At 40.1% G+C, this 24,282-nt stretch carries 27 protein-coding genes; 26 read left to right on the forward strand and 1 reads right to left on the reverse strand.

Going from position 1 to position 24,282, the window contains the following annotated elements; all coding sequences use genetic code 11:
* The first annotated feature begins 36 nt into the window (after positions 1-36).
* The 8 genes from HCJ30_RS03210 to HCJ30_RS03245 all read left to right on the forward strand — a co-directional run bounded on the left by HCJ30_RS03210 (position 37) and on the right by HCJ30_RS03245 (position 8,074).
* Positions 37-2,055, forward strand: a complete 2,019-nt coding sequence (locus tag HCJ30_RS03210) for a BglG family transcription antiterminator (protein WP_185390952.1) — start codon at positions 37-39, stop codon at positions 2,053-2,055.
* A 14-nt stretch (positions 2,056-2,069) separates the two neighbouring features.
* Entirely contained in the window at positions 2,070-2,399 is a 330-nt protein-coding gene (locus HCJ30_RS03215) for a PTS lactose/cellobiose transporter subunit IIA (protein ID WP_185390953.1), read from the forward strand.
* A complete protein-coding gene (locus HCJ30_RS03220) occupies positions 2,400-2,735 on the forward strand; it encodes a PTS sugar transporter subunit IIB (RefSeq protein WP_008947265.1) in 336 nt (111 codons plus the stop codon).
* A 20-nt stretch (positions 2,736-2,755) separates the two neighbouring features.
* Positions 2,756-4,081 carry a PTS sugar transporter subunit IIC gene (locus tag HCJ30_RS03225; RefSeq protein ID WP_185390954.1) on the forward strand — a complete coding sequence of 442 codons (1,326 nt, stop codon included), beginning with the start codon at positions 2,756-2,758 and terminating at the stop codon, positions 4,079-4,081.
* Positions 4,082-4,102: 21 nt separating this feature from the next.
* Positions 4,103-4,831, forward strand: coding sequence for a glucosamine-6-phosphate deaminase (locus tag HCJ30_RS03230; RefSeq protein ID WP_185390955.1), 729 nt, complete (start codon positions 4,103-4,105; stop codon positions 4,829-4,831).
* Positions 4,831-5,784 carry an aldo/keto reductase gene (locus HCJ30_RS03235; protein ID WP_185390956.1) on the forward strand — a complete coding sequence of 318 codons (954 nt, stop codon included), beginning with the start codon at positions 4,831-4,833 and terminating at the stop codon, positions 5,782-5,784. The genes HCJ30_RS03230 and HCJ30_RS03235 overlap by 1 nt, the downstream gene beginning before the upstream one ends.
* Positions 5,785-5,801: 17 nt before the next feature.
* On the forward strand, positions 5,802-6,569 hold the full coding sequence (locus tag HCJ30_RS03240) for a sugar phosphate isomerase/epimerase family protein (protein WP_185390957.1): 768 nt from the start codon (positions 5,802-5,804) through the stop codon (positions 6,567-6,569).
* 116 nt (positions 6,570-6,685) lie between these two features.
* Positions 6,686-8,074 carry a collagen binding domain-containing protein gene (locus HCJ30_RS03245; RefSeq protein ID WP_185390958.1) on the forward strand — a complete coding sequence of 463 codons (1,389 nt, stop codon included), beginning with the start codon at positions 6,686-6,688 and terminating at the stop codon, positions 8,072-8,074.
* A 43-nt stretch (positions 8,075-8,117) separates the two neighbouring features.
* Here HCJ30_RS03245 and HCJ30_RS03250 read toward each other — a convergent pair whose 3' ends face one another.
* Positions 8,118-8,594: a hypothetical protein gene (locus HCJ30_RS03250; protein ID WP_185390959.1), complete on the reverse strand. Its 477-nt coding sequence runs from the start codon at positions 8,592-8,594 to the stop codon at positions 8,118-8,120.
* A gap of 135 nt (positions 8,595-8,729) precedes the next feature.
* Here HCJ30_RS03250 and HCJ30_RS03255 point away from each other — a divergent pair, with 135 nt between their 5' ends.
* The 18 genes from HCJ30_RS03255 to HCJ30_RS03340 all read left to right on the forward strand — a co-directional run bounded on the left by HCJ30_RS03255 (position 8,730) and on the right by HCJ30_RS03340 (position 24,271).
* A complete protein-coding gene (locus HCJ30_RS03255) occupies positions 8,730-9,212 on the forward strand; it encodes a PH domain-containing protein (protein ID WP_185390960.1) in 483 nt (160 codons plus the stop codon).
* On the forward strand, positions 9,205-10,680 hold the full coding sequence (locus HCJ30_RS03260) for a PH domain-containing protein (protein WP_185390961.1): 1,476 nt from the start codon (positions 9,205-9,207) through the stop codon (positions 10,678-10,680). Before HCJ30_RS03255 ends, HCJ30_RS03260 begins: the two co-directional genes overlap by 8 nt.
* A 150-nt stretch (positions 10,681-10,830) precedes the next feature.
* Entirely contained in the window at positions 10,831-12,210 is a 1,380-nt protein-coding gene (hemG, locus tag HCJ30_RS03265; protein ID WP_185390962.1) for a protoporphyrinogen oxidase, read from the forward strand.
* Position 12,211: 1 nt separating this feature from the next.
* The gene (acpS, locus tag HCJ30_RS03270) at positions 12,212-12,568 is read left to right on the forward strand and encodes a holo-ACP synthase (protein WP_185390963.1); all 357 of its coding nucleotides are present in this window, start codon (positions 12,212-12,214) and stop codon (positions 12,566-12,568) included.
* 18 nt (positions 12,569-12,586) lie between these two features.
* Positions 12,587-13,693, forward strand: coding sequence for an alanine racemase (alr, locus tag HCJ30_RS03275; protein ID WP_185390964.1), 1,107 nt, complete (start codon positions 12,587-12,589; stop codon positions 13,691-13,693).
* 206 nt (positions 13,694-13,899) lie between these two features.
* Positions 13,900-14,178 carry a CopG family ribbon-helix-helix protein gene (locus HCJ30_RS03280; protein ID WP_003761302.1) on the forward strand — a complete coding sequence of 93 codons (279 nt, stop codon included), beginning with the start codon at positions 13,900-13,902 and terminating at the stop codon, positions 14,176-14,178.
* 3 nt (positions 14,179-14,181) lie between these two features.
* Positions 14,182-14,529 carry a type II toxin-antitoxin system PemK/MazF family toxin gene (locus tag HCJ30_RS03285; RefSeq protein WP_031695189.1) on the forward strand — a complete coding sequence of 116 codons (348 nt, stop codon included), beginning with the start codon at positions 14,182-14,184 and terminating at the stop codon, positions 14,527-14,529.
* 249 nt (positions 14,530-14,778) lie between these two features.
* Complete coding sequence (gene rsbRA, locus HCJ30_RS03290; protein WP_185390965.1) at positions 14,779-15,615, forward strand: RsbT co-antagonist protein RsbRA; 837 nt, start codon at positions 14,779-14,781, stop codon at positions 15,613-15,615.
* Between the two features lie 5 nt (positions 15,616-15,620).
* Positions 15,621-15,977 (forward strand): RsbT antagonist protein RsbS, encoded by a 357-nt coding sequence (rsbS, locus tag HCJ30_RS03295; protein WP_003721457.1) that lies wholly within the window; start codon positions 15,621-15,623, stop codon positions 15,975-15,977.
* A gap of 2 nt (positions 15,978-15,979) precedes the next feature.
* Positions 15,980-16,390: an anti-sigma regulatory factor gene (locus tag HCJ30_RS03300; RefSeq protein ID WP_003738506.1), complete on the forward strand. Its 411-nt coding sequence runs from the start codon at positions 15,980-15,982 to the stop codon at positions 16,388-16,390.
* Positions 16,391-16,406: 16 nt separating this feature from the next.
* A complete protein-coding gene (locus HCJ30_RS03305) occupies positions 16,407-17,411 on the forward strand; it encodes a PP2C family protein-serine/threonine phosphatase (RefSeq protein WP_008947278.1) in 1,005 nt (334 codons plus the stop codon).
* A gap of 149 nt (positions 17,412-17,560) precedes the next feature.
* The gene (gene rsbV / locus HCJ30_RS03310; RefSeq protein ID WP_003721460.1) at positions 17,561-17,905 is read left to right on the forward strand and encodes an anti sigma b factor antagonist RsbV; all 345 of its coding nucleotides are present in this window, start codon (positions 17,561-17,563) and stop codon (positions 17,903-17,905) included.
* Positions 17,889-18,362, forward strand: coding sequence for an anti-sigma B factor RsbW (rsbW, locus tag HCJ30_RS03315; protein WP_003721461.1), 474 nt, complete (start codon positions 17,889-17,891; stop codon positions 18,360-18,362). The genes rsbV and rsbW overlap by 17 nt, the downstream gene beginning before the upstream one ends.
* Positions 18,340-19,119 (forward strand): RNA polymerase sigma factor SigB, encoded by a 780-nt coding sequence (gene sigB, locus HCJ30_RS03320; protein ID WP_003721462.1) that lies wholly within the window; start codon positions 18,340-18,342, stop codon positions 19,117-19,119. Before rsbW ends, sigB begins: the two co-directional genes overlap by 23 nt.
* Complete coding sequence (locus HCJ30_RS03325; protein WP_185390966.1) at positions 19,120-19,719, forward strand: PP2C family serine/threonine-protein phosphatase; 600 nt, start codon at positions 19,120-19,122, stop codon at positions 19,717-19,719.
* Positions 19,720-19,924: 205 nt separating this feature from the next.
* Positions 19,925-21,550, forward strand: coding sequence for a SulP family inorganic anion transporter (locus HCJ30_RS03330; protein ID WP_185390967.1), 1,626 nt, complete (start codon positions 19,925-19,927; stop codon positions 21,548-21,550).
* Between the two features lie 76 nt (positions 21,551-21,626).
* Positions 21,627-23,804 carry a Tex family protein gene (locus HCJ30_RS03335; RefSeq protein WP_185390968.1) on the forward strand — a complete coding sequence of 726 codons (2,178 nt, stop codon included), beginning with the start codon at positions 21,627-21,629 and terminating at the stop codon, positions 23,802-23,804.
* A complete protein-coding gene (locus HCJ30_RS03340; protein ID WP_185390969.1) occupies positions 23,804-24,271 on the forward strand; it encodes a SprT family protein in 468 nt (155 codons plus the stop codon). Before HCJ30_RS03335 ends, HCJ30_RS03340 begins: the two co-directional genes overlap by 1 nt.
* The last annotated feature ends 11 nt before the right edge of the window (positions 24,272-24,282 follow it).

Genomic DNA, 24,282 nt, shown 5'->3' on the forward strand with positions numbered 1-24,282 from the left:
ATGATAAATTGAATTTAGAAAGAGGAGTGATACCTGATGAAACTAAATCAGCAGTGTATTCAAATTTTAGATTTTCTTATGGAGCAGGAAGATTTTAAAAATATTGGTTATATTTCTAACTCGCTTGGTTGTTCTGAGCGCAGTGTTCGTTATAGTTTGGAAAAAATCGATATTTTTCTCCATGAGCAAACATTACCAGCTCTTATCAGACATACGAGGAAAGGGGTGCTACTTCCGGAAAAGAACATCGTAAACCCGGTTGTGAGTAAGTTCAAACAACAAATCACACCGAAAAAATATCGTTACAGTCAAGAAGAAGTGCAGCAATTTTTACTGCTAAAACTGCTTCTAAGTGAAGAAGTGCTTCCGGTTACTTATTTTGAAGAAGTTCTTTTTATTTCAAGATCCTCTGTGTTAAATCATTTACGTGCCATTGAAGGAGAACTTTTTTTAAATAATTTGGATTTATCGCATCAGCCGCGGCACGGTTTTCTAGTGACTGGAAATTTAATTACGAAAACATCGCTTTTTGCTAGAAGTTTCTTGCGTTTTATTAATATCCGCGAATTTTATCAGTTTTTAGATTCGGAAAATAGCTTATCTAAAAAAGGCGAGTTATTTTTTTATAATCTTTTTGAACTGGAGATTTTGCAGGAGGTGAATCGTGAGGCGCATTCGGTGGAGGAGAATATGACACGTGCGATGGATGAGCAGCTTTATTTAACGTTAATTGCGATTTTACTGAAGCAGCATGAGGCGAAAGTGGATTTTCAGTTTACGGCGGATTTTGAGGTGGTCGATGAGCTTGATAAGGCGCTGGAAACGATTATTGGGTCGCTAAAACAGTATCAATATGGTCGCGAGGATGAAGCGGTTATTGAAGCGTTTGTGACTGGTATTTGCGAAAAAATGGGCGAAATTTATCAAGTAGATTTTGTGCACGGAGATACGGATTTTTATACGCAAATCAAGGCGCATATTAAGTTGATGATTCGACGTGTTCGCGCTGGAGTCATTATTGAAAATCCGATTTTTAATGAATTTATGCGTGATAATCGCGAAATTTATATGCGCGTGAAGGAAAGCTTGGAAGCGTTAAAGCCGCTACTCCCAATTTCAGTTAGCTCTCAGGAAATTTCATTTTTAGCGATATATTTTGCGTCCGAGGTACAGCGCAATAAGCAAACGGTCGAAACGAAACCGAACTTGTTGATTATTTGTCCAGAAGGTGTCGCAGTTTCGAAAATGATTGCCATTCAGTTGAAGCGGATGTTTGAGTTTGAGTCGATTCAGACGATTGGTCTTCGGAAGTTTAAGCGGGCGATGATGAGCGATTTTGATTTTGTTATTAGCACAGTGGATTTGCCGGATATGCAAGACTCCAAGGTGCTCCGAATTCATAGCTACTTGCAAAAAGAAGATATGGAATTATTGCAAAAGCATTTACGGATGAAACTCGTCAAAAGTGATAAGCAGATTATTAATAAGTTTAGTAAAATTTTAGCGATTATTGGTGAAAATACGCAAATTAATAATTTAAGTAAGTTAGAATTCGATTTATTGGAAGCGCTTATATCGGATGAAGGAGAGACCCCAAAGAGAGTTATCCCACCGTTTCAATTTACAGAGGAAGCCATTGTTATGGAAGAAACGTGTCCTACTTGGCGACAAGCGATTAAACTTGGAACGAAATGTATGGAGCAGTTAGACGTAATTGAGCCGAGTTATCATGAAAAAATCATTCATAATTTAAAAGTGTATGGGCCGTATATGGTCGTTGCGCCGGGCATAGTGATTGCGCATGCGGGGGCAAGTGATGGTGTTTTGATGGATGGCATTGGAGTGACAATCATTGAGGACGGTATTATGTTTTTTGACAGGTACGAGGAGCCGGTTCATGTCATTTTCACACTAGCTTTAAAAACGAAAGAAGCGCATTTAATCGTGGAACAATTAATGAAATTAGCGCTGGACGAAGAAAAAATGCAAAAAATTAAAATGGCTAGCTCAAAACGTGATATTTATCATTACGTTAAGTCGGCTATCTTTGAATGAGAGAGGGATTCATAATGGACATAGAAAAAATATCGTTTTCATTAATTTCACTGGCGGGGGATTCATTTTCTAAATTAATTGAAGCATTACAAGCCGCAAAAGTATCAGATTCAGAATTAGTAGAGCAACTTTTGAAAGAAGCAGATGACCTTATGATTGAAGCGCACAAAGTACAGACGGAAATGCTGATTCAAGAAACAAGAGGGGAACAAGCTAATTTTTCCGTTTTACTCGTACACGCGCAAGATACATTAATGAACACCATCTTAGCATCAACTTTAATTCGTGAAATGATCGAAATGCATCAAGAGATTAAAACATTAAGAAAAGAGGAGGAAAAGTAAATGGAAATCAATCAATTACATGTGCTTTTAGTATGTAACTTAGGCGCGTCTACAGGGGTAATGGTCACAAAAATGAAAGAAATTGCGCAAAATAGTGAAAAATTGACGAATACGGATGTAAAAATCGAAGCGCATCCAGCAGGAGAATTACGCGAGCATATTGAAGACTTTGACGTTATTTTAGTCGGTCCTCAAATTAAACATCAACTCAAACATTTAAGTGAAATCGCGGCGGAATATAATAAGCCAATTCAAGTCATCGATACGAAAGATTACGGCACAGTCAACGGCGCAAACATTTTAAAAGACGCGATTATCCTTAAAATGAACAAATAAAAAAAGTGGAGGGAAACAACATGTCGAGTAAAAACAAACAATCTTTTATGAACCGTTTTATCGCTTTTATGGAGAAGTATTTTGAGCCTGTCGCAGCTAGAATTGAAAAGCAACGCCATATTTCCTCAATAAAAAATGGGATGATTGCTTTGATCTCGGTATTAATTATTGGGTCATTCTCGCTGATTATTTCGGCAATTGGGAATATGTTTCCGGCGGGTTCTGTTGTCAAAGAATTCTTTGTTCAAAATGCAGAAGCACTTAATTTACCGTTTCAATTTACGTTTGGACTACTATCGATTTATGCAGCAATAACGATTTCTTACAGCCACGCGAAACAAATGAAAGTCCCTGTGTTACATAGTGTGATGGCTGCTGTTATGGTAACGCTAATCCTCAATACAAAAATGGTTGACGGCGTTCTTAATACGGCATTCCTCGATTCAAGAGGGCTATTTATCGCCATTTTCGCAGCACTTATTTCTGTAGAACTTATCGGCTTATTTATTAGAAAAAATATTACGATTCGTATTAAAGGTCTACCAGCAGGAATCGCGACAACGTTTGAAGCAATTATTCCGCTCGTAGTATTACTGTTCAGTGCAGTAGGTTTAAGTATTTTAATGCAAAGTGTGACTAGTGGGCAAATTATTCCGGAAGCCTTTACGACGATGCTAGCGCCAGCGATTAATAGTATTGATACGCCTTATGCAGTTTTCCTTATTTGTTTCCTTGAAATGCTATTCTGGTTTATCGGTCTAAATGGTTATGCAATTTTGATTGGCTTTGTACTTCCATTTATGACACAATATTTAGGAGCAAACGCGGCTGCATATGCGGCGGGAGAACCAATTCCTCACGTATTTGCACCAAACTTCTGGGATTACTTCATGGGATTCTCTGGTTCAGGTATTACAGGTGCCTTAGTTATCCTCGCGCTATTTAGTAAATCAAGAGAACTAAAAGCAGTCGGGAAAGTATCCGTCGTTCCAGCGATCTTCACGATTTCTGAGCCAGTTGTGTTCGGTTTACCAATCTGTTTTAACCCGTATTTATTTATTCCGTTCGTACTAGGAACGCCAATTTTAGCGGTAGGGCAATGGTTTGTGTTCCACTTTGGTTGGGTTCGCCCGCCGATTGCGAATGTTGGTGGCACACCGATTCCACTCGCGCAGTATTTGGCGACAATGGACTGGCGAGCAATTATTTTAATTATCGTCGTTCTCGCGGCAGCCGTTTGTATGTACTATCCATTCTTTAAAATGTATGAAAAGAGCTTGATCAAAGAGGAAACAGTTGTATCAGAACGCCAAGCAGCACATGATGCACTGGACTTGGATTTCTAATAGAGAAAGGTTGATTTAAAAATGAAACTAGTTATTAATGAAAATGAGCAAGTCGTGGCGGAAACGGTGAGCCAAAGAATCATTGAATTAGTAAAGGAAAAACCTGCGAGCTTAATTTGTATCGCTGGTGGGGATACACCTTTACTGACGATAGAGGCGCTCATTAAAGCGAATCAAGCCGGTGAAGTAGATTTCAGCCAAACGCAATTTGTTGGTTTGGATGAATGGATTGGCTTAGGTCGCGAAACAAAAGGTAGCTGTATTCAAACGCTATATGATGCATTTTTTGACCGTTTAAAAAATGTATCCAGCGAACAAATTTGCTTTTTCGATGGGAAGGCAACGAGTTTAACGGATGAATGTGCTCGGGTAGACGCATTTATCGACGAGCGTGGCGGGATGGATTTTATCTTGCTGGGGATTGGTCTTAACGGTCATATTGGCTTTAATGAGCCGTTTGTGCCGGTGGATGTGAATTGCCATGTTGTGGAACTGGATGATGTTACGAAACGCGTCATGAGTAAATATTTCGATACAGATTTGCCGTTAACACACGGAATATCACTTGGGATGCAACAAATTTTAGCAGCAAAAGAGATTTATTTAGTAGCAACAGGCGAGAAAAAAATCGATATCGTGAAACAAGTTGTGGAAAAAGAACCAACTGTAGCGATTCCGGCAACACTCGTAAAAGAAGCAAATACAACGCTTGTGGTCGACAAAATAGCGGCAAGTGGGGTGGAAGCATAATGGAAAAGATTATCGTACAAGGTCGTAAAAATGGTCAGAAAATCGAAATAGCTTGCTCCAATTTAGTGATGGGCGCCGGAGATTTCTTACGGGCAGATAACATGGATTTTGCTGGTCCAGTGTTGGATCAATATTTCGAAATGGGCGGGAATATTTTTGATACGGCGCGCCATTATCGTCATAGCGAAAAAGCGATTGGTACTTGGATGGACGCGCGCGGCAACCGTGATAGCGTGATTATCCAAACGAAAGGTGGACATCCGGTACGGGAAGCAAGCGATGTGCCGCGTGTCACTCCAGAAGCTATCCATGAAGATATTTCTGTTAGTTTAGATACGTTGAAAACCGATCATGTGGAGCTGTTTGCCTTACATCGTGATAATCCAGAAGTAGAAGTGGGAGCTATCATGGAAGCGATGCACAAAGAAGTTGAGGATGGCCGTGTTTATGCGATTGGACTTTCAAACTGGGAGCTACCGCGTATTATCGAAGCGAATGAATATGCGGTTAGTCACGGTTTGACGCCACTCAGCTTTAACAGTCCTAATTTTAGTTTGGCAAAAGTGAATCGACCACGCTGGGAAAATTGTGTTTCGGCAAATGAAGAGATGATTCGCTGGCATGAGGCGACTGGTTTGCCATTATTTTCTTGGTCATCCCAAGCTGGCGGTTTTTTCTCAGGTAGATTTTCCAAGGAAGATACGAGCGATACGGAAATGGTGGAAGTGTATTATAGTGAGGCGAACTGGGAACGATACAGCCGCGCGAAGCAACTTGCTAAGAAAAAAGGCTGCTCACCGATTCAAATTTCGCTTGCTTATGTTCTAACGCAATCTTTCCCGACAGCCGCAGTTATCGGTCCAGAAAATGCTTCGGAACTTCAATCTTCTGTTTCAGCAGCCGGAATTAAGTTAACAGAGTCTGAGGTTGATTGGCTGGATTTGAAGGCATAAGGAAAGGCGGAGAAAAAATGGATATGAAAGAAAAAATAGCGGTTCAACTTTATTCTGTACGAAAAGAAATGGAGCGCGATTTAGAAGGAACGCTCCGGAAAATTCACGAAATCGGCTTTCATTATGTGCAACTCGACGGCATGCGCGGCAATGACCCTGCGGAGGTACGCCGTTTACTGCAAAAATATGAGTTAAAAGTGATTGGTATGCACATGAAGCATGATCGTTTTATGAATGATTTAGACGGAATTATTGCAGAAGCGTATTACTTTGATTGTAAAACTGTTTTTGATAAATATATCGAAGAAGAGGACCAAACAACAGCGGGATACAAGGCAACAAAAGCTGCGTTAATTAATGCGGCAGAAAAGCTACACGCGCTTGGTTTTCGCATCGGCTTGCACAATCCGGAATATGATTTTAACGAATGTATTGAAGGGCGTAGAGTAATGGATTTTATTACGGATCCAGTTAATGGCATTTGTATTTATGCCGAACCAGATACTTATTGGATAAGAGCGGCTGGACATGATGAAGTTGAATTTATCAAGCGTTACAGTGGTCGCGCGCCGATTGTTCATATGAAAGATTTTGTGAGTGGTTTCGAACTAGAAGATATGGACAATAACCTTGTCGAAATCGGGGAAGGCGAAGTGGATTTCCGCGCTATTATGAAATGGGGCGAAACAAACGGCGTCGAATACTACTGCATCGAGCAAGATAGATCCAAACGCGATATGTTCGAAACACTAGAAGCTAGCTATCACTACTTATTACATCTATAAAAAAAGAAACGTCAGACTTATTCTGGCGTTTTTTTGTGCGCAAAATCTTTGTACCGTTTTTAACAAGCATGTTGTGGGAACTATAAAGGTAGATGTTTTAAGGGGGAATGAAACAAATGAAAAAAAGATGGCTGATTTTTGCAATTCTATTTTTAATTGCAAGTGGATTTTTAAGTCCAAAAGCAGAAGCTGCAACAGATTATGGGAGCAGTTTCTTTACAAATGTAGCTTTACAAAATCAAAACGGGGTACCAGCAACCAATTTTAAAGAAAATAGTAGGGTGCGAGTGGCATATGATTTTGTGATTACACAGCCAGTTACAAGCGGAGAAACCATGACATTAACCATCCCCAACCAGCTGAAATTGATTAATTTTGGTGGATTTCCTGTAGATGATGCTGCGGGAAATACTATCGCCAACGCAACGATTGATCCAACAACGGGAACCATCACCTTGACTTTTACCGATTACGTTAATACACATACAGATTTAAGTGGCAGCCTTTTTTACAACGCAACGTTTAACAGCAAAAATATTCAAACAGATCAAGTGAATCCGATTCTTTTTCCTGTGAAAAATACGACCGAAACGATAAATGCTTTTATTGGCAAAGTGAATACTGGTGGCGGAACAGGTTCGCCGACAATCGTTTTTAAACAAGGGCGAATGGATGACAAAGACAACAGTATTTTGCATTGGACTGTTACTTTAAATAATGCTTTAACGCCGATTGATAATGCGATTTATACGGATACACTCGGTTCAGGTCAAAATCTGATTGGTAGTGCAACAATCAAATACCGCGATGCCAATAAAAAAGTCATCAAGACAAATATCCAACCGATTACACTGGACCCTGACCGCAATTTTGAACTATCAATAGGAACATTAAACAATCAATCTATCGTCATTACTTACGATACGAAAATTACGACAAAACAAAAGAGCTATACGAATAAAGCAACTCTTTCTGGTGACAATTTAGATCCCGTTTCGAGAAATGCAACGGTTAATGATTACAGCAGCGGCGGACAAGGATCAGGAACTGCACCGCCAGTCAAAGAAGAACCGCCATTCATTCCAGCCGAAAAGCAACCGATTGAAAAAACAGTCGAAACAGACTTTGGCCCACTGGAAGTTGTCAAAGATTCCGAACAAAATGGCAAAATCAAAGTTATTTACAAAGTGAAAAGTGGCGATACATTACCCGGCGTAGCGAAAAAATTCGATGTCACCGTTTCAGAAATAAAAGACTGGAATAATCTTACATCTGACACATTACAAACAGGGCAAAAACTGCAATTAACGATTGAAAAAACATTGCTATCAAAAATCACTGTCCCACCAGTGCAAAAAGTGACAAGCACAACGAGAGTAGATGGGGTAGTGAACGATGGTGCGACAGGTACGTTGCCGCATACAGGGGACACCAACCCGTTCATTCCGTTTGTGACGGGGTTAGGCTTGATTGCACTTGGTTTTACATTTGGACGTAGAAATTAGAAAAACAGGAAGCGCTTGAGTAAAACTAGCGCTTCCTGTTTTTTTATAAAAGATGACCTTTTTTTCGCTGCGTCATCATTTGATTTTTAGAAGGATTATGAAACGATTTAGAGCCTTTCTTTGGCTTTTCTGGAAGGTTAATCGTGATGGTTTTGCTCTCGGTCGTTCCATCTGCCATTGTTGCTGTAAGCGTAACTAAATTATTGCCAGGTTGCAAATTAGCTAAAGTAAATTGGTGGTTTTCGGTGCTACCAGCAATTGTTTGCGTTTCGTTATTGGTTTCGACTGTAATCGTTGCTGCGGCTTCGGTTACGAACATTAATTCCGCGCTATTTTTCGTCGTTTCGATATAAGGGTCTTGGATAGAATAAGGAAGAAACATTTCCATTAATTCGCTCGTTGTTGCCGTTGTATAAGTGGTTTCAGTAGCTTCTTTTTGCGCGTGGGCTATTTCTGGAAGCCAGTTTAATGTGAGCGACAAAAGCGCAATTATTACTAAAATATAACCTTTTTTCTTCATTATTCTCACCCCTTCTTGTTATATTATAAAAAACAAATATGAACAAACTATGAATAAAACATGATACTTTTAAAAAAGATCGCTTCCATTTTAGTAATTATTAACGTAAGATAAAAAGAAAAAAGGAGTAGAGCAATGGAACTTGAAAATTTAGAAAAGAAATTACCGGAGAAAATTAAAACAGTTTGGCGGCAAACAGAGGGAATTGCGGTCCTTGTTTTTCTGATTTGTTCGGTTGCAGCAGCGATTATTTTGTATTATGCAGAAGTTTCGGTTTGGTGGAGCGCGATTGGCTTTGGTTTGACCGCTATCTATGCTGTATTTATCTACTTATTCATTATTCCGTTTCGTTTTGCACGTTGGAGCTATCAGATTAAACCAGACGAAATGGAAATTCAACACGGTATCATTTTTAGAAGTCGTGTCTTAATTCCGATGATTCGCATTCAACACGTGGAAACAGAGCAAGGCCCACTACTTAGAAGACAAAAATTAGTTTCCTTATCAATTACAACTGCCGCAAGAACGCATAAAATTGAAGCGGTAAACGAGTCGGAGTCGGATGAACTTAGACATCATATTCTTGAACTTGTGAAGGTGGCGAAAGAAGATGTTTGAAGAAAGACGCCTCCATCCAATTGCCCTCATTAAAGAAATAATTACGAACGTAAGACGCAATATCGTCCCAATCGTTGTCGGATTATTTTCGGTTTTCCGAGCAATTAATAGCAATGGCTACTTACCAAACTGGGCTGTTTACTTGATTATTGTAATCGTTATTTTGCTCATTTTAACCCCAGCCATCTTAAAATACATTACATATAAATACATGCTAGAAGACCAAGGGATTCGCATTAAATACGGTTTGATTTTCCGGAAAAACACTTACATACCATACGAACGCATTCAAACCGTCCAAAAAAAGCAATGGTTTTTCTTCATTCCGTTTAATGTCTGCCAAGTTTTAATTGAAACAGCAGGCGGAAAAGGAAAAGCAGAAGCCGACCTAGTTGCTGTTCCTGTAGGCGTAGTCGATGAACTAAAAGACTTACGCGACGGTAAAAAAGCGGCCATTCAAGAAGTCACACCAAAAACCGAGGAACCAGCTGTAGAAGCAGTCGAAGCGCCAGAAAAAACAGTCATGCTTCAAACAAAACAACTGATTTTAATGGCAGTCACATCTGGCGGCGTTTTCGGGACACTTATAATCGTCCTTGCGTTCATGCAACAATTCCGTGAAGTCATCCCGACCGACTGGATGGAAGCGCAAGCCGAACAACTCTGGAAAATGGGCATCATCGTGCTCATCGTTTTAATCGTCCTCATTCTTTTAGTATTGTGGGGCATTTCGATTGTGACGACCTTGTTCAAATATTTCCAGTTCAAATTGATGAAATATCCCCATTCACTTGTAGTGGAAAAAGGGCTGTTAGAACGCAATCACACAACAATTTCATTAGCGCGTATTCAAGGGATTACGATCATCGAATCCCCATTACGACAAATGCTCGGTTTAGTTGCGGTCAAAGTTATAACTGCTGGAAACTCAGGCGATGAAAAACAATCCGGCGACATTTTACTCTTACCAATTATGAAAAAAGAGTTAGCCCTACAAACCTTAAATGAAATGCTACCAGATTATTTATTTGAAATGGAAACAATGGAGCGCGCACCAAAAACCAGTTTGCGCAGATTTTTGCGAATTTACTTAATCTGGACAATCATCCCGGCCGCTCTTGCCAGTATATTATTTTTCCCACTCGGCTTAATCAGCATCATTTTGCCAGTTTTAGCGGGAGTAAAAGCAGTAGCCAGCTACCGCGCGACAGGTGTTTTCACGGATAAGCAAACACTTCTCGTCCAGTCGCGACCGATTTTTTCCAAATTAACGCACATCATCCGCAAAGAGCGAATCCAAGGCTTGCGATTAAGACAGAGCATTTGGATGGAAAAAGCTGAATCCAGGCACTTAAACGTTTGGCTTAAATCAGGAAGTACGAGCGCGGAGGCCTATGTTCGCTATCTACACCAAGACCAAGCCATCGCCATCTACAACTGGTACAGCCCATCCAAAACAACTAATTAAAAAGAGAGCACGCCACCTCCGAAAAATCTGCTGAAATAAGCACACGATTTTTCGCGGGTGGCTGCTCTTTTATTTTTTGTTCAATTACCCGGAAATCTGGTAAAATAGATAGAATAAACGAAGCAATTGTTAGAGAGGATTGGTTAAGTAGTGAAACATATAGTCATTATCGGAGGCGGCCTATCGGGGCTTGCAGCAGCGTATGAACTACAAAAAACACATCCGAATTATACTTGGGAATTAGTCGAAAAAGACGAAAAATTAGGCGGGAAATTTGAAACAGTAAAGCGCGACGGATTTTTAATTGAAAAAGGGCCGGATTCCTTTTTAGCTAGAAAGCCAGCTGGGGTGGGCTTAGTGAAGGATTTAGGACTCGAAGATAAACTAATTGCTAACGCGACGGGCAGGTCGTACATTTATCATCAAAAAGCGCTCCATCCAATTCCAGAGGGCTCAGTAATGGGAATCCCAACCGACAAACAAGCCTTGCTCGCAAGCACACTCGTATCGGAAATTGGCAAAGCGCGGGCACTGCAAGAACCAACGATCGAACCAAACAATCAACCAAATGACCAAGCACTAGGTGATTTTTTTGAAGCACGTTTCGGCAAAGAATTAGTGAAAACAATCATCGAACCGCTGTTATCCGGAATTTACGCCGGCGATATTTATAAAATGAGTTTACGCGCCACTTTTCCACAATTTGAACAGACGGTTAAAAAGTATGGCAATCTCATGGACGGCTTGAAAGCGAGCGGTATGCAGACGACGGGCACAAAGGCAACGGTTGGCGCTTTTCGAACGTTAGAAGGTGGACTTTCCGCATTGCCAAAAGCGATTGCGGACGCGCTGCCACCAGAAAACTTGCACACAGCGAAACAAGCAACGGCCATCACGAAAAAGAATCGCTCCTATGAAATTTCCTTCGCTGATGGAGCTAAGATGACCGCAGATGGCGTGATTATTGCCGCTACCCATGATGCGTTAATTCATTTATTAGCCAAAACAACAACCGAACCATTTGCGGGACAACCTTTAACGACACTTGCAACTGTTTCGCTCGCATACAACGAAAACGATGTGCCGATTTTGCCAGATGGAACGGGCTACTTAGTTGCTAGAACCGCGCCATATAAAACAACAGCCTGTACATGGGTTCAGAAAAAATGGCCGCACATGGTGCCGAAAGATAAAATGTTATTACGCGGTTTTGTAGGTAAAGCTGGTGAAACATGGTTAGAACAAGCAAGCGATGAAGCCATCGTCACGGCTGTTCTGTCGGATTATGCGGAAATAATGGACCTCCATGCCGCGCCACTTTTTTATGAAGTGAGCCGAATGAAATCAGCGATGCCGCAATACTTAGTCAACCATCAAGACCGTTTAAAACAATTGAAAAAGAACATAAAAGCAGATTATCCGGGCGTTTATTTTGCCGGAATGAGCTACGAAGGCGTTGGAATCCCAGACTGTATCGCGGGAGCACAAACGGCTGTTACTGCATTAGCAGACTACTTGGAAGAGGTGTAACATGATTAAAGGAATCGGACTAGATATGATTGATTTAGATCGCGTAAAACAAGTGGTGGAGAAGAATCCACGTTTTATCGAGCGCGTTTTAACCGAAAAAGAAATTAAGCAATTTGAAAAATACGAAGGTGGGCGCAAAATCGAATTTTTAGCTGGTCGTTTTGCTGCCAAAGAAGCGTATGCCAAAGCAAACGGAACTGGTTTCGGGAAACATTTAAGTTTTACGGATGTGGAGATTTTGCAAGTAGAAGATGGGCGACCGCACGTTACTTTGCCAGCAAAACCGGGTGAAAATGTTTTTGTAAGCATTACCCACACAGCTAGATCAGCCGCAGCGCAAGTGATAATTGAAATATAGAAAGGAACGTGAACGATCATGGTGACAGGCTGGCATCGTCCGACATGGATTGAAATAGACCGCGCGGCAATTCGCGAAAATATAAAAAATGAACAAAAGCAACTACCGGAAAATGTCGCTTTATGGGCCGTCGTGAAAGCTAATGCTTATGGTCACGGTATTATTGAAGTAGCCAAAACCGCGAAAGAAGCAGGCGCTAAGGGGTTTTGTGTTGCAATTTTAGATGAGGCGCTTGCCCTGAGAGAAGCTGGCTTTCAAGACGATTTTATTCTCGTACTCGGTGCAACAAAAAAAGAAGATGCAAACCTCGCAGCGAAAAATCAAATTGCACTCACTGTTTTCCGCGAAGACTGGCTGGATGACCTCGTATTAGAAGCGCCACTTAGGATTCATTTGAAAGTAGACAGTGGCATGGGGCGCCTTGGGATTCGCAGTACGGAAGAAGCGCAACGCATCGAAACGAAGATAGCGAGAAATAAAGAGCTTGAACTAGAAGGCATCTACACGCATTTTGCGACAGCAGACCAATTAGAAACAAGTTATTTCGAACAACAATTGGCAAACTTTACGGCAATTTTAACAAGTTTAGCAACACGTCCAGCCATCGTTCATACTGCCAATTCAGCCGCTTCATTACTACAGCCACAAATTGGGTTTGATGCGATTCGCTTTGGGATTTCGATGTATGGTTTAACACCTTCACCGGAAATTAAAACTAGTTTGCCATTCGAGTTAAAACCAGCATTAGCACTTTATACTGAAATGGTGCACGTGAAAGAACTCGCGCCAGGCGATAGTGTCAGCTACGGCGCAACCTATACGGCGACAGAAAGAGAATGGGTTGCTACTTTACCAATTGGCTATGCAGACGGACTTATCCGCCATTATAGTGGCTTTCACGTTTTAGTAGACGGACAACTAGCGCCCATCATCGGAAGAGTTTGCATGGACCAAACAATCATCAAACTACCGCACGAATTTCAAACTGGTTCAAAAGTAACGATAATTGGTGTGGATCATGGAAACACGATAACAGCAGATGATGCAGCAGAATACTTAGATACCATTAATTATGAAGTTACTTGTTTGTTAACCGAAAGAATACCAAGGAAATACATCCATTAGAAGGTAATATTCGTGCTTTTTTGCGGAGAAGCGTTTATAATCTAACATATGAAACTTTATAGCTATATATAGGACTTAAGGGAGTAACGTCAATCAGGACTGTAACATTCTTAACAATAAAAAGCGAAATAACTCTTTTCTTCATGGCGTGATAATGGTACGATATAGTTGTTACTTACAGGTACGAGGCTTTGGGGGTGTGACACGTGTTAGAGAAAGAAAAGCGGATGATAATATCCGTAGAACTGACACAGGAAATGGTACAAGAACTCGACGTAGTTGTAGAAAAAGAAAAAATGGGGCGGAGTGAAGTTATAATGGAAGCAACGCAACAATTTTTACAGGAGAAAAGGGCTCGCGAATTAAGAGACGAGATGGAACGCGGTTATGCAGAAATGGCGACAATTAATTTCGCTATCGCATGCGAGTGTACCCATGTCGAAGCAGAGGCAGAAGACAGGAATATTAGTATTTTAGGAGGTTAATGGCTGATGGTGAAGCGTGGTGACGTATACTACGCGGACCTTTCCCCCGTGGTCGGAAGCGAGCAAGGGGGAATACGGCCTGTTCTCATCATTCAAAATGATATTGGTAATAGATTCAGTCCAACTGTGATCGTGGCAGCAATAACTGCAAAAATTCAAAAAGCGAAGTTGCCAACACACGTGGAAGCTACTCGTAAAGATGGCTTTGAAAGAGACTCTGTCATTCTTTTGGAACAAATTAGAACGATTGACAAACAGCGCCTGACAGATAAAATTACACATTTGGACGAAGAGTTAATGGCCAAGGTAAACAAGGCACTTGAGGTCAGTCTAGGAGTAGTAGAATTTTAAGCCATCCTAAAAAAATAACATACAATGATGAATGCAGGGCAAAAGGGTCTGACGTAAAAATAACTCAATACATAATGACATAATTAACTGCTCTGACGAAACAGTAAGGACATCAGAAACCTACAAACAACGCGTATCAACTTACTCGCTAAATTTGTTTCTAATGTCTTTTTTTCGAAAGGTAGTTAATCAAAAGCAGAATAAAAGAGAAAATTTGGTTAATAGTGGAGAAAGGTTGGAAAATAACTGATGTATAAAGATTTTGCAAACTTCATCCGTACAAATAAAGCAGACTTACTGAACAACTGGATGAATGAAATGGAGAAACAATCAGATCGATTAATCAATGACATCGCCAAAGAAGCAATGTATGAAGAAACCAGCAAAGAATTTGTTGATTTAATTGTTTCGAATGTTACTGAAAACGGCTCTAAATTCAATGAAAAACTAGATGATTTTGCAGAAAAAGTGGTCCACTTAGGTTGGCCAATCCATTTTGTCACCACAGGCCTACGCGTGTTTGGGCTTTTAGTATATACAGCAATGAGAGATGAAGATTTATTCTTAAAAAGAGAAGAAAAACCAGAAGACGATGCCTATTATCGCTTTGAAACATGGCTTTCCTCCATGTATAACAAAGTGGTCACTGCCTACGCGGATACGTGGGAAAAGACAGTTTCTATCCAAAAAAGCGCACTACAGGAATTATCCGCACCACTTTTGCCAATATTTGAAAAAATTTCTGTAATGCCTCTAATTGGAACGATTGACACAGAAAGAGCGAAGTTAATCATAGAAAACTTGTTAATAGGTGTTGTAAAAAATCGGTCAGAAGTGGTTTTGATTGATATTACGGGAGTTCCTGTTGTTGATACAATGGTTGCGCACCATATCATTCAAGCGTCCGAAGCAGTTAGACTTGTCGGCTGTCAGGCAATGCTTGTAGGTATTAGACCAGAAATCGCGCAAACCATCGTGAACTTGGGAATTGAATTAGATCAAATTATCACGACCAACACAATGAAAAAAGGCATGGAGCGTGCGCTAGCCTTGACGAACAGAGAGATAGTAGAAAAAGAGGGGTGAATACTGTGGGGATACCAATCTTAAAGTTAGGTGAATGTTTGTTAATTTCTATCCAGAGTGAATTAGATGATCATACTGCGGTAGAATTCCAGGAGGATTTACTTGCAAAAATCCATGAAACGTCGGCCAGAGGAGTAGTCATTGATATAACTTCCATCGATTTTATTGATTCCTTTATTGCAAAAATTCTTGGAGACGTAGTAAGTATGTCTAAACTGATGGGTGCAAAAGTGGTTGTAACTGGGATACAGCCAGCAGTTGCGATTACACTAATTGAACTCGGAATTACGTTTAGTGGAGTGCTTTCGGCGATGGACCTTGAAAGTGGTCTGGAAAAACTTAAACAGGAATTGGGGGAATGAACATGACATTCCAATCCTGTGTAAAGATAATTAATGAATGGGACATTGTAGCTGCAAGGCAACTAGGTAGAAAAATCTCCAAAGAAATTGGCTTTGGAACAGTTGACCAAGCAAGAATTACAACAGCCATCAGTGAATTAGCAAGAAATATTTTCCTTTATGCTGGACGAGGAGAAATCTGCATCGAGAAAGTAAGCGAATCAGGCAAACAAGGTATGATTATTGTAGCCAAAGATAAAGGCCCAGGAATTGTAGACATTAGAAAAGTAATGCAAGACGGCTACACAACATCAGGCGGTCTTGGAGCAGGTCTCCCAGGAGTCAAACGTTTAATGGACAGTTTTGATATTGAATCCAGTATTGAAGGCGATTCTAAAGGAACGGTAATTACAACAACGAAATGGGTTCGGTAAGGAGAGCTAGAAAAAAATGGAAAAAGCTTTTGAGGGAAAATACCGTGATATTCTTATTCAATATTTAGAACATCAAGATGAAGAAATTCTTTATACTTGCGAAAAATTATCCAGAGAAGCTATGGAAGAGCGAGTATCACCAGAAGAAATTGTCCATTTGCATCGCTCGGTTCTTGAACTTTACGGAAAACAGTTGCCGGACTTTGTACGATTATCATTTGATGTACTACTTGAAATGATGGTAGGCTACGGCTTAGCTTATATGGAACATCTTAGTCTAAGAACCGAGCAAAAAGAATTACGTAGTGAAATCGCTCAAGCGGAAGATATGCAAAAAACGTTAATGAAAACAGAAGTACCAGAACACGATGAACTGGATTTTGGCGTTATCAGTGTCGCAGCTAGACAAATGAGCGGTGACTACTATAGCTTTACAGAAGAAGGTGACAAACAAATCGGTATCGCTCTGGCGGATGTTATTGGGAAAGGAATTCCAGCTGCATTTAGTATTTCGATGATCAAATATGCATTAGCTGGGATGACTGGAGACGATAGAAAACCATCTATTGTACTCGAATCGCTGAACCAAGTAGCAGAAGAAAACATTAACGACAATATGTTTATTACGATGTTTTACGGGCTTTATCACGAAGATACACATTTGTTTGAATACGGTTCAGCCGGACATGAGCTGGGCTTGTATTACCAACATAAAGAAAACACTTTTTCTGATTTATATGCCAAAGGTTTACCGCTTGGTGTGGATAAAAACGCCGTCTATCGTCAATTTGATAAGAAAATTGAAGTGGGCGATGCCGTATTTATTATGTCGGATGGTGTAACAGAAACAAGAACGGCTAATGGCTTTATTGAACGAGAAGAGTTAACAGAAATTATAGCAGCGCATATTTCATTATCAGCTGAAAAAATGGTACATGCGATTTATGATCAATTAGTCAAAATGCAAAACTTTGAGCTGCATGATGACTTTACGCTTATTTGTATCAAACGAACTAAATAAGAAGAAGTGAAGACGTACCTCATTCTTTGGAGAACATTTACTGGTGAGTAAACGTATTTAAAGGGTGGAGCGTTTTTATTTTTGAATGTTTTAATTTTATTTGTTAGGGTAAAATCGACAGTATACTTAAAATTAGATGGGGTGAAGTGATGAATATTAGTATAGAAATAAAAGAACGTGATACTGACCACATAGACATATTTGTTGCTGGGGAGATCGATGCTTATACAGCGCCAAAGGTAAAAGAAGCACTAGAAGTATATCAAGTAAAAGAGGGTATTGTACTTCGAATCGATTTAACAGAAGTGAGTTATATGGATAGTACCGGTTTAGGCGTATTTGTAGGGGCTTTTAAAAGCTTACGTCAACGCCAAAGTGAACTTGTCTTGTTTGGTTTAAGCGATCGACTTTTCCGATTGTTTGAAATCACAGGATTGTCAGATATCATCGAAATCAAAAATGTAGAGGGTGAAATGAATGGCAACAATGCATGACAAAATTACATTACAACTTCCTGCCAAGCCTGAATATGTAAGTTTAGGTAGACTTTCATTATCAGGAATTGCAAGTCGCGCAGGATTTTCTTATGAAGCAATTGAAGATTTGAAAATAGCTGTCAGTGAAGCCATCACTAATTCTGTAAAACATGCATTTAAAGGCGAAGAAGATGGTGAAATCACAGTTGAATATCTTATTTATGAAGATAAGCTAGAAGTTCGTGTTTCCGATAACGGCACAAGCTTCGACCTAGAAACTCGTAAACAAGAAATTGGCCCATATGATGTGGGTGAAGATGCGGAGATGATGCGTATCGGAGGGCTAGGTTTATTTTTAATTGAAACATTAATGGATGACGTGAAACTTTATTACGATGAAGGGGTTTCTGTCGTAATGACCAAATATATTAATGAAAAGCAGGTGGAGGAGAATGCCAAAAGTATCTCAACCTGATAAAGAAGCCAAAGAAAAAGTCTATATTTGGATTGCCGCTTATCAAGAAAATGGCGACCAAGATGCCCAGTATAATTTAGTTGTTCATTACAAAAATTTGGTAGAATCTATTGCTCGCAAATATTCCCAAGGTAAATCTTTTCATGAAGATTTAGTTCAAGTTGGGAATATTGGTTTACTTGGAGCTATTAGAAGATATGATGCAACGTTTGGAAAAAGTTTTGAAGCATTTGCTGTGCCAACCATTGTTGGTGAAATTAAACGATTTTTACGTGATAAAACGTGGAGTGTTCATGTGCCACGCCGAATCAAAGAACTAGGTCCAAAAATTAAAAATGCCGTAGAAGAGCTGACAAGAGAACTTCAAAGCTCGCCGCAAATTAGCGACATTGCGGATTTCATCGGTGTCACGGAAGAAGAAGTTTTAGAAGCAATGGAAATGGGGAAAAGCTACCAAGCACTTTCTGTAGATCATTCGATTGAAGCTGATTCGGATGGGAGTACCATTACATTACTTGATGTCGTTGGTGGTACGGATGATGGATTTGAACGTGTGAATCAACGTATGCTCTTAGAGAAAGTTCTCCCTGTTTTAGATGAGCGAGAACAGAAGATTTTGCAATATACCTTCATTGAAAATCGCAGTCAAAAAGAAACCGGGGAACTACTCGATATATCACAAATGCATGTGTCTAGAATCCAACGTCAAGCTATTAAAAAACTTCGAGAGGCGTTGCAGAATGAGGAAGTGGAGTAAATGAACAAGGCAGTTGAATCAAATAATTTATTTGTATTTCAACGTTCTAAAGCATTACAACAATACTGCGGGGATGTTTATTATACCCATGAGGACGAAAATGGTTTTCTGTATGTTCTTTCTGATGGACTTGGAAGCGGGCTCGAAGCTAATAGAGCGGCTAAAGCGACCGTTGACGCCATTAAAGAAGATATCCATGCAGATATTACAGAAATGCTTGAAAAAGCGAATCAGGCTGTTTCAGGGCTTCGTGGGGCGGCAATTGCCATTATTAAAGGAGACTACTTAACAAAAACACTTCATTATACCGGTATGGGTAATATTCGTTTTTATATGATTGGTATAGAAGACAAACTTATTTTCCCACTTTCTGGCTCTGGATTTTTGTCCGGTCGAAAACAGAAGTATCGGTTGCAATCTTTTAAATATAAACCAGGCAGTAAGTTTTTGATGCATTCAGATGGTCTTGTTTTATCCCGCGTTCGAAAAAGCCTCGAATCACCACTTTGTGTAGTGAAAATCGGGCATTTAATTGAGCGCAATATATTAGATATTCCAACCGATGATGTAACGTTCATGGTTGGCAAATTTCCAGAATAATAAAAACACCTTTTAAACTAGTGATGGTTTAAAAGGTGTTTTTTCATATTCGGTGTGAGAACAGGGTCTATTTATGGTATATTAGAATAGAGCGCTAGTTTTTTATACTTCATTATGTGATAAATGTCACTTAGTAAGCGTGAAGCCAAATTGCTTTGCGTTTTTTTCGCGCGGATTAAAATACAAATAAGAGAGAAGGAGCAAATTGAAGAAAGTTTTATTGAATAGTGTAAAAGGTTATACGTGGACGAGATTTAGGAAAGACTTGCTTGCGGGTATTATCGTGGGCATTATTGCGTTACCACTGGCGATGTCGTTTGCGATTGCATCAGGAGTAAGCCCGGAGTATGGAATTTATTCTAGTTTTGTAGCGGGAATTATTGTTTCAATTTTTGGTGGCTCGAAATTTCAAATTGCGGGACCAACTGGCGCCTTTATTCCAGTATTACTTGGCATCGTTTTAACTTACGGTTATCAAGATTTACTTGTAGCGGGAATGATGGCTGGGGTTTTACTATGTTTAATGGGTATTTTCAAAATTGGAACGCTGATTAAATTTATTCCGCGACCGGTGACGATTGGTTTTACAGCTGGGATTGCTGTCACGATTTTTATGGGGCAAGTGGGGAACTTCCTCGGATTAACAGGGATGGAAAAACATGAATCATTTGTGGCGAATATGCAAGAGATATGGCTGCATCTGGATTCATGGAACTTCTATAGTGTGTTAATTTCATGTATTTGTATGCTCGTCTTATTTATTTTTCCAAAAATTTTACCGAGAATTCCTGCGCCGCTGATTGGACTTGTGATTACGACGGCGATTGCGATGTTATTTTTCCCGGATGCATTACCAACGATTGGCTCGGCATATGGTGATATTCCGAGTACTTTTCCACCGTTTGAATTTCCTGATATGACATTTGCGAATATGAGTAAACTGGTTGGGCCGGCATTTGTTATCGCGATGCTTGGTGGGATTGAGTCGCTGCTTTCGGCGGTTGTTGCAGATGGCATGACGAATACAAAACATAATAGTAATCGCGAGCTAATCGGACAAGGGATTGCTAATATTGTTACGCCGATGTTTGGTGGAATCCCGGCAACTGGGGCGATTGCAAGAACGGCGACCAATATTAATAACGGCGCAACTAGCCGTGTTTCGGGCGTTATCCACGGGATTTTCGTATTACTCACTTTACTCGTGCTTGCTCCAGTAGCTGTCAACATTCCGATTGCAGCAATGGCCCCGATTTTAATGTTAGTTGCTTGGAATATGAGTGAACGAAAAACATTCCAACATATTATCAAACTAAAATCAGGGGATACATTAGTACTTGTCATTACTTTCTTACTAACTGTTTTCGCGAGTTTAACTGTGGCAGTGGAAGTTGGCTTGCTTCTGGCGGTTGTTCTTTTTGCGAAACAAATGGGAAGTTCCATGCAAATCGAAGAAATTGAACCAGAAGGCGCCGAAATTGCGCCTCATTTACACGAGAAAATTAGTATTTTTACAATTCGCGGCCCGCTTTTCTTTGGTGCAGCCCAGATTTTTCAACAAAATATTATTAAAGCAATTCATGTAAAACCGGAATTTCTGATTTTGAGGATGGGGAAAGTACCGATTATTGATGCGACCGCAGAAGGATATTTCCACCAAATTGAAAAAGAATTTTCGAAGCAAGGTGGCCAAATTTTGATTACCGGGCTAACGGATAAAGCGAAAGAAAGTCTGAAAGGTAGCGGACTTTACGACCGGATAGGCGAAGAGCACTTCTTTTCTCATACCGAGGATGCGATTCATTTTGCGGAAAATGCTTTGAATAAATGAGACTGGTAGCTTTTGTCAGTTGAAACGTAATTATGTTACACTTAGTAGATAATGAAATAAATGGAGGCTATCAAGTATGGAGCAAATGCAAGAAAAAATAATGAAATTAGTCCAAAAATCGCTAACGTATAAACCAGCGCAAATTAATGCCGTTATCAAATTGATGGAAGAAGGCAACACGGTCCCATTTATCGCGCGTTACCGTAAAGAAATGACTGGTAGCCTAGACGAAGTTGAAATTCGCGATATTGAAGAAACATTTGAATATGTAACGAAATTAGAAAATCGTAAAGAAGAAATTATTCGCTTAATAGATGAACAAGGAAAATTAACAGACGAACTAAGAGCCGCAATCGTCAAAGCGGAAAAACACCAAGCGCTGGAAGACTTATATCGCCCGTACAAACAAAAGAAACGCACGAAAGCAACGATTGCCAAAGAAAAAGGCTTAGAACCACTGGCAGACTGGCTAATGAGTTTTCCGAGCAATGCCGATCCATTAAAAGAAGCTGCGAACTACATTTCTGAGGAAAAAGAAGTGGAATCAGCAGAAGCGGCATTACTCGGCGCGCATGAAATTATCGCTGAACAAATTAGTGATGAACCTAGTTTCCGTGAGTGGATTCGTAACTTTACGCGCAAATTCGGGATGGTTGAATCCAGAGTGAAAAACGCCGAAGCAGACGAAAAAGGCGTTTATGAAATGTATTACGAATTTAACGAAATGATTGGCAAAGTAGCGAGCCACCGCATTCTTGCATTTAACCGCGGTGAGAAAGAAGACATTTTACGTGTCCAAATCCAAGTCGACACGACGAAAATTTTCCAATACTTATTTGAGAAAGTCATCCAAAATCGTAATTCTGCAACGCGTCCTTACGTAGAAGAAGCCATTTTAGATGCTTATAAACGATTTATCGGTCCAGCAATTGAACGTGAAATCCGCGGCGAACTTACAGAAAAAGGCGAAGAACAAGCAATCCATATTTTCTCCGAGAACTTGCGCAAACTGCTATTACAACCACCTTTAAAAGGGAAAATTATCCTTGGGGTCGATCCAGCTTTTAGAACAGGTTGTAAATTCTCTGTGTTAGATCAAACGGGGAAAGTGCTAGAAATTGGCGTTGTTTACCCACATACGGCTAAAGCGCGCCGCCCTGAAGCAAAACAAAAAATTGCGGAGATTTTATCCACATACAAAGTGGAGGTTATCGCGATTGGTAATGGAACGGCATCACGTGAAACGGAGCAATTTATCGTGGAAGTGATTCGCGAATCGAACTCCAATGCTTATTATTGTATCGTGAATGAAGCTGGCGCGAGTGTGTATTCTGCGAGTGAAACAGCCCGCGAAGAGTTCCCAGATTATCAAGTAGAAGAACGTAGCGCAGTTTCAATTGGACGCCGTTTGCAAGATCCACTAGCTGAACTTGTAAAAATTGATCCAAAATCTGTCGGCGTAGGCCAATACCAACATGATGTCGCGCAAAAACGACTAAACGAAACGCTAACTTTTGTCGTTGAAACAGCCGTTAACCAAGTAGGTGTCAACGTTAATACGGCCTCCGCTTCACTTTTACAATATGTGGCTGGCTTAAACAAAACAGTCGCAAATAATATTCGTAAATATCGCGAGGAAAATGGTTCGTTCGCTTCTCGTAAAGAATTGAAAAAAGTTCCTCGTCTAGGCGCGAAATCATATGAACAAAGTATCGGTTTCTTACGTATTTTAGAAGGCGAAAATCCACTTGATAAAACAGCAATTCACCCTGAAAGTTATAAAGCAGCCGAGCAAATTGTAAAAGCAGCTGGTTTCGGCTTGAAAGATATCGGTAGTGAGGATTTAAAAGTAGCCTTACAAGCACTAAGTATCCCTGAGGAAGCAGAGAAATTAAATATTGGTAAAGAAACAATGCGCGATATCATTGATAATTTAATTGCTCCTGGTCGCGACCTTCGTGACGAACTTCCAGCACCACTTTTAAAACAAGATGTTATTTCGATGGAAGATTTAAAACAAGGTATGGAACTACAAGGAACGGTTCGTAATGTAGTTGACTTTGGCGCTTTTGTTGATATTGGCGTGAAACAAGACGGCCTTGTGCATATTTCGAAACTAAGTAATTCTTTTGTTAAAAACCCGATGGATGTCGTTTCAGTAGGAGATGTTGTGACCGTTTGGGTGGATGAAGTAGATACGAAGAAAAATCGTATTGCCTTAACGATGCTTAATCCTAATGGAAGTGTTAAATAATGAATCAAGCAGAGTTGCAGCGACACATGGAAGAAGTGTCGCTGCAATTTTTCCAAAAAGAATTTCGGCATCAAGCTGTTTTTAACGCACGTTTACGGACAACTGGCGGGCGTTATTTGCTCAAAAGTCACGATATCGAAATGAACCCTAAATACTTGGAAAACTTTGGCTTAGAGTACTTTATTGGCATTATGAAGCACGAACTTTGCCATTATCACCTTCATTTAGAGAAAAAAGGCTACCAACATCGCGATAAAGATTTCCGGGAGTTATTAAAAAAAGTAGACGCGCCACGATTTTGTGCAGCAATTCCACGTGAAATTACAATGCATGAATATACATGCCAAAGCTGTGGGAAATCGTTTTTAAGGCAGCGTAGATTCAATGTGAATCGTTATCGCTGTGGTAGTTGCGGTGGAAAACTAAAGCAAACAGGCTCCAAGAAAATTTATACAGAAAACCCGTGAAAAGTCTTGCA

This window comes from Listeria cossartiae subsp. cossartiae, assembly GCF_014224155.1.
Classification (GTDB): domain Bacteria; phylum Bacillota; class Bacilli; order Lactobacillales; family Listeriaceae; genus Listeria; species Listeria cossartiae.

What these genes read in the sequence shown, in the direction of transcription:
- HCJ30_RS03260 (WP_185390961.1), top strand. Translation starts at nt 9,205, where the DNA reads ATGTTTGAAGAAAGACGCCTCCATCCAATTGCCCTCATTAAAGAAATA.
- rsbW (WP_003721461.1), top strand. Translation starts at nt 17,889, where the DNA reads ATGGCAACAATGCATGACAAAATTACATTACAACTTCCTGCCAAGCCT.
- HCJ30_RS03240 (WP_185390957.1), top strand. Translation starts at nt 5,802, where the DNA reads ATGGATATGAAAGAAAAAATAGCGGTTCAACTTTATTCTGTACGAAAA.
- HCJ30_RS03305 (WP_008947278.1), top strand. Translation starts at nt 16,407, where the DNA reads ATGGAAAAAGCTTTTGAGGGAAAATACCGTGATATTCTTATTCAATAT.
- HCJ30_RS03250 (WP_185390959.1), bottom strand. Translation starts at nt 8,594, where the DNA reads ATGAAGAAAAAAGGTTATATTTTAGTAATAATTGCGCTTTTGTCGCTC.
- HCJ30_RS03235 (WP_185390956.1), top strand. Translation starts at nt 4,831, where the DNA reads ATGGAAAAGATTATCGTACAAGGTCGTAAAAATGGTCAGAAAATCGAA.
- HCJ30_RS03245 (WP_185390958.1), top strand. Translation starts at nt 6,686, where the DNA reads ATGAAAAAAAGATGGCTGATTTTTGCAATTCTATTTTTAATTGCAAGT.
- HCJ30_RS03335 (WP_185390968.1), top strand. Translation starts at nt 21,627, where the DNA reads ATGGAGCAAATGCAAGAAAAAATAATGAAATTAGTCCAAAAATCGCTA.
- HCJ30_RS03215 (WP_185390953.1), top strand. Translation starts at nt 2,070, where the DNA reads ATGGACATAGAAAAAATATCGTTTTCATTAATTTCACTGGCGGGGGAT.
- HCJ30_RS03300 (WP_003738506.1), top strand. Translation starts at nt 15,980, where the DNA reads ATGACATTCCAATCCTGTGTAAAGATAATTAATGAATGGGACATTGTA.
- HCJ30_RS03255 (WP_185390960.1), top strand. Translation starts at nt 8,730, where the DNA reads ATGGAACTTGAAAATTTAGAAAAGAAATTACCGGAGAAAATTAAAACA.
- rsbRA (WP_185390965.1), top strand. Translation starts at nt 14,779, where the DNA reads ATGTATAAAGATTTTGCAAACTTCATCCGTACAAATAAAGCAGACTTA.
- HCJ30_RS03225 (WP_185390954.1), top strand. Translation starts at nt 2,756, where the DNA reads ATGTCGAGTAAAAACAAACAATCTTTTATGAACCGTTTTATCGCTTTT.
- HCJ30_RS03210 (WP_185390952.1), top strand. Translation starts at nt 37, where the DNA reads ATGAAACTAAATCAGCAGTGTATTCAAATTTTAGATTTTCTTATGGAG.
- HCJ30_RS03340 (WP_185390969.1), top strand. Translation starts at nt 23,804, where the DNA reads ATGAATCAAGCAGAGTTGCAGCGACACATGGAAGAAGTGTCGCTGCAA.
- sigB (WP_003721462.1), top strand. Translation starts at nt 18,340, where the DNA reads ATGCCAAAAGTATCTCAACCTGATAAAGAAGCCAAAGAAAAAGTCTAT.
- acpS (WP_185390963.1), top strand. Translation starts at nt 12,212, where the DNA reads ATGATTAAAGGAATCGGACTAGATATGATTGATTTAGATCGCGTAAAA.
- HCJ30_RS03325 (WP_185390966.1), top strand. Translation starts at nt 19,120, where the DNA reads ATGAACAAGGCAGTTGAATCAAATAATTTATTTGTATTTCAACGTTCT.
- HCJ30_RS03220 (WP_008947265.1), top strand. Translation starts at nt 2,400, where the DNA reads ATGGAAATCAATCAATTACATGTGCTTTTAGTATGTAACTTAGGCGCG.
- HCJ30_RS03230 (WP_185390955.1), top strand. Translation starts at nt 4,103, where the DNA reads ATGAAACTAGTTATTAATGAAAATGAGCAAGTCGTGGCGGAAACGGTG.
- alr (WP_185390964.1), top strand. Translation starts at nt 12,587, where the DNA reads ATGGTGACAGGCTGGCATCGTCCGACATGGATTGAAATAGACCGCGCG.
- rsbV (WP_003721460.1), top strand. Translation starts at nt 17,561, where the DNA reads ATGAATATTAGTATAGAAATAAAAGAACGTGATACTGACCACATAGAC.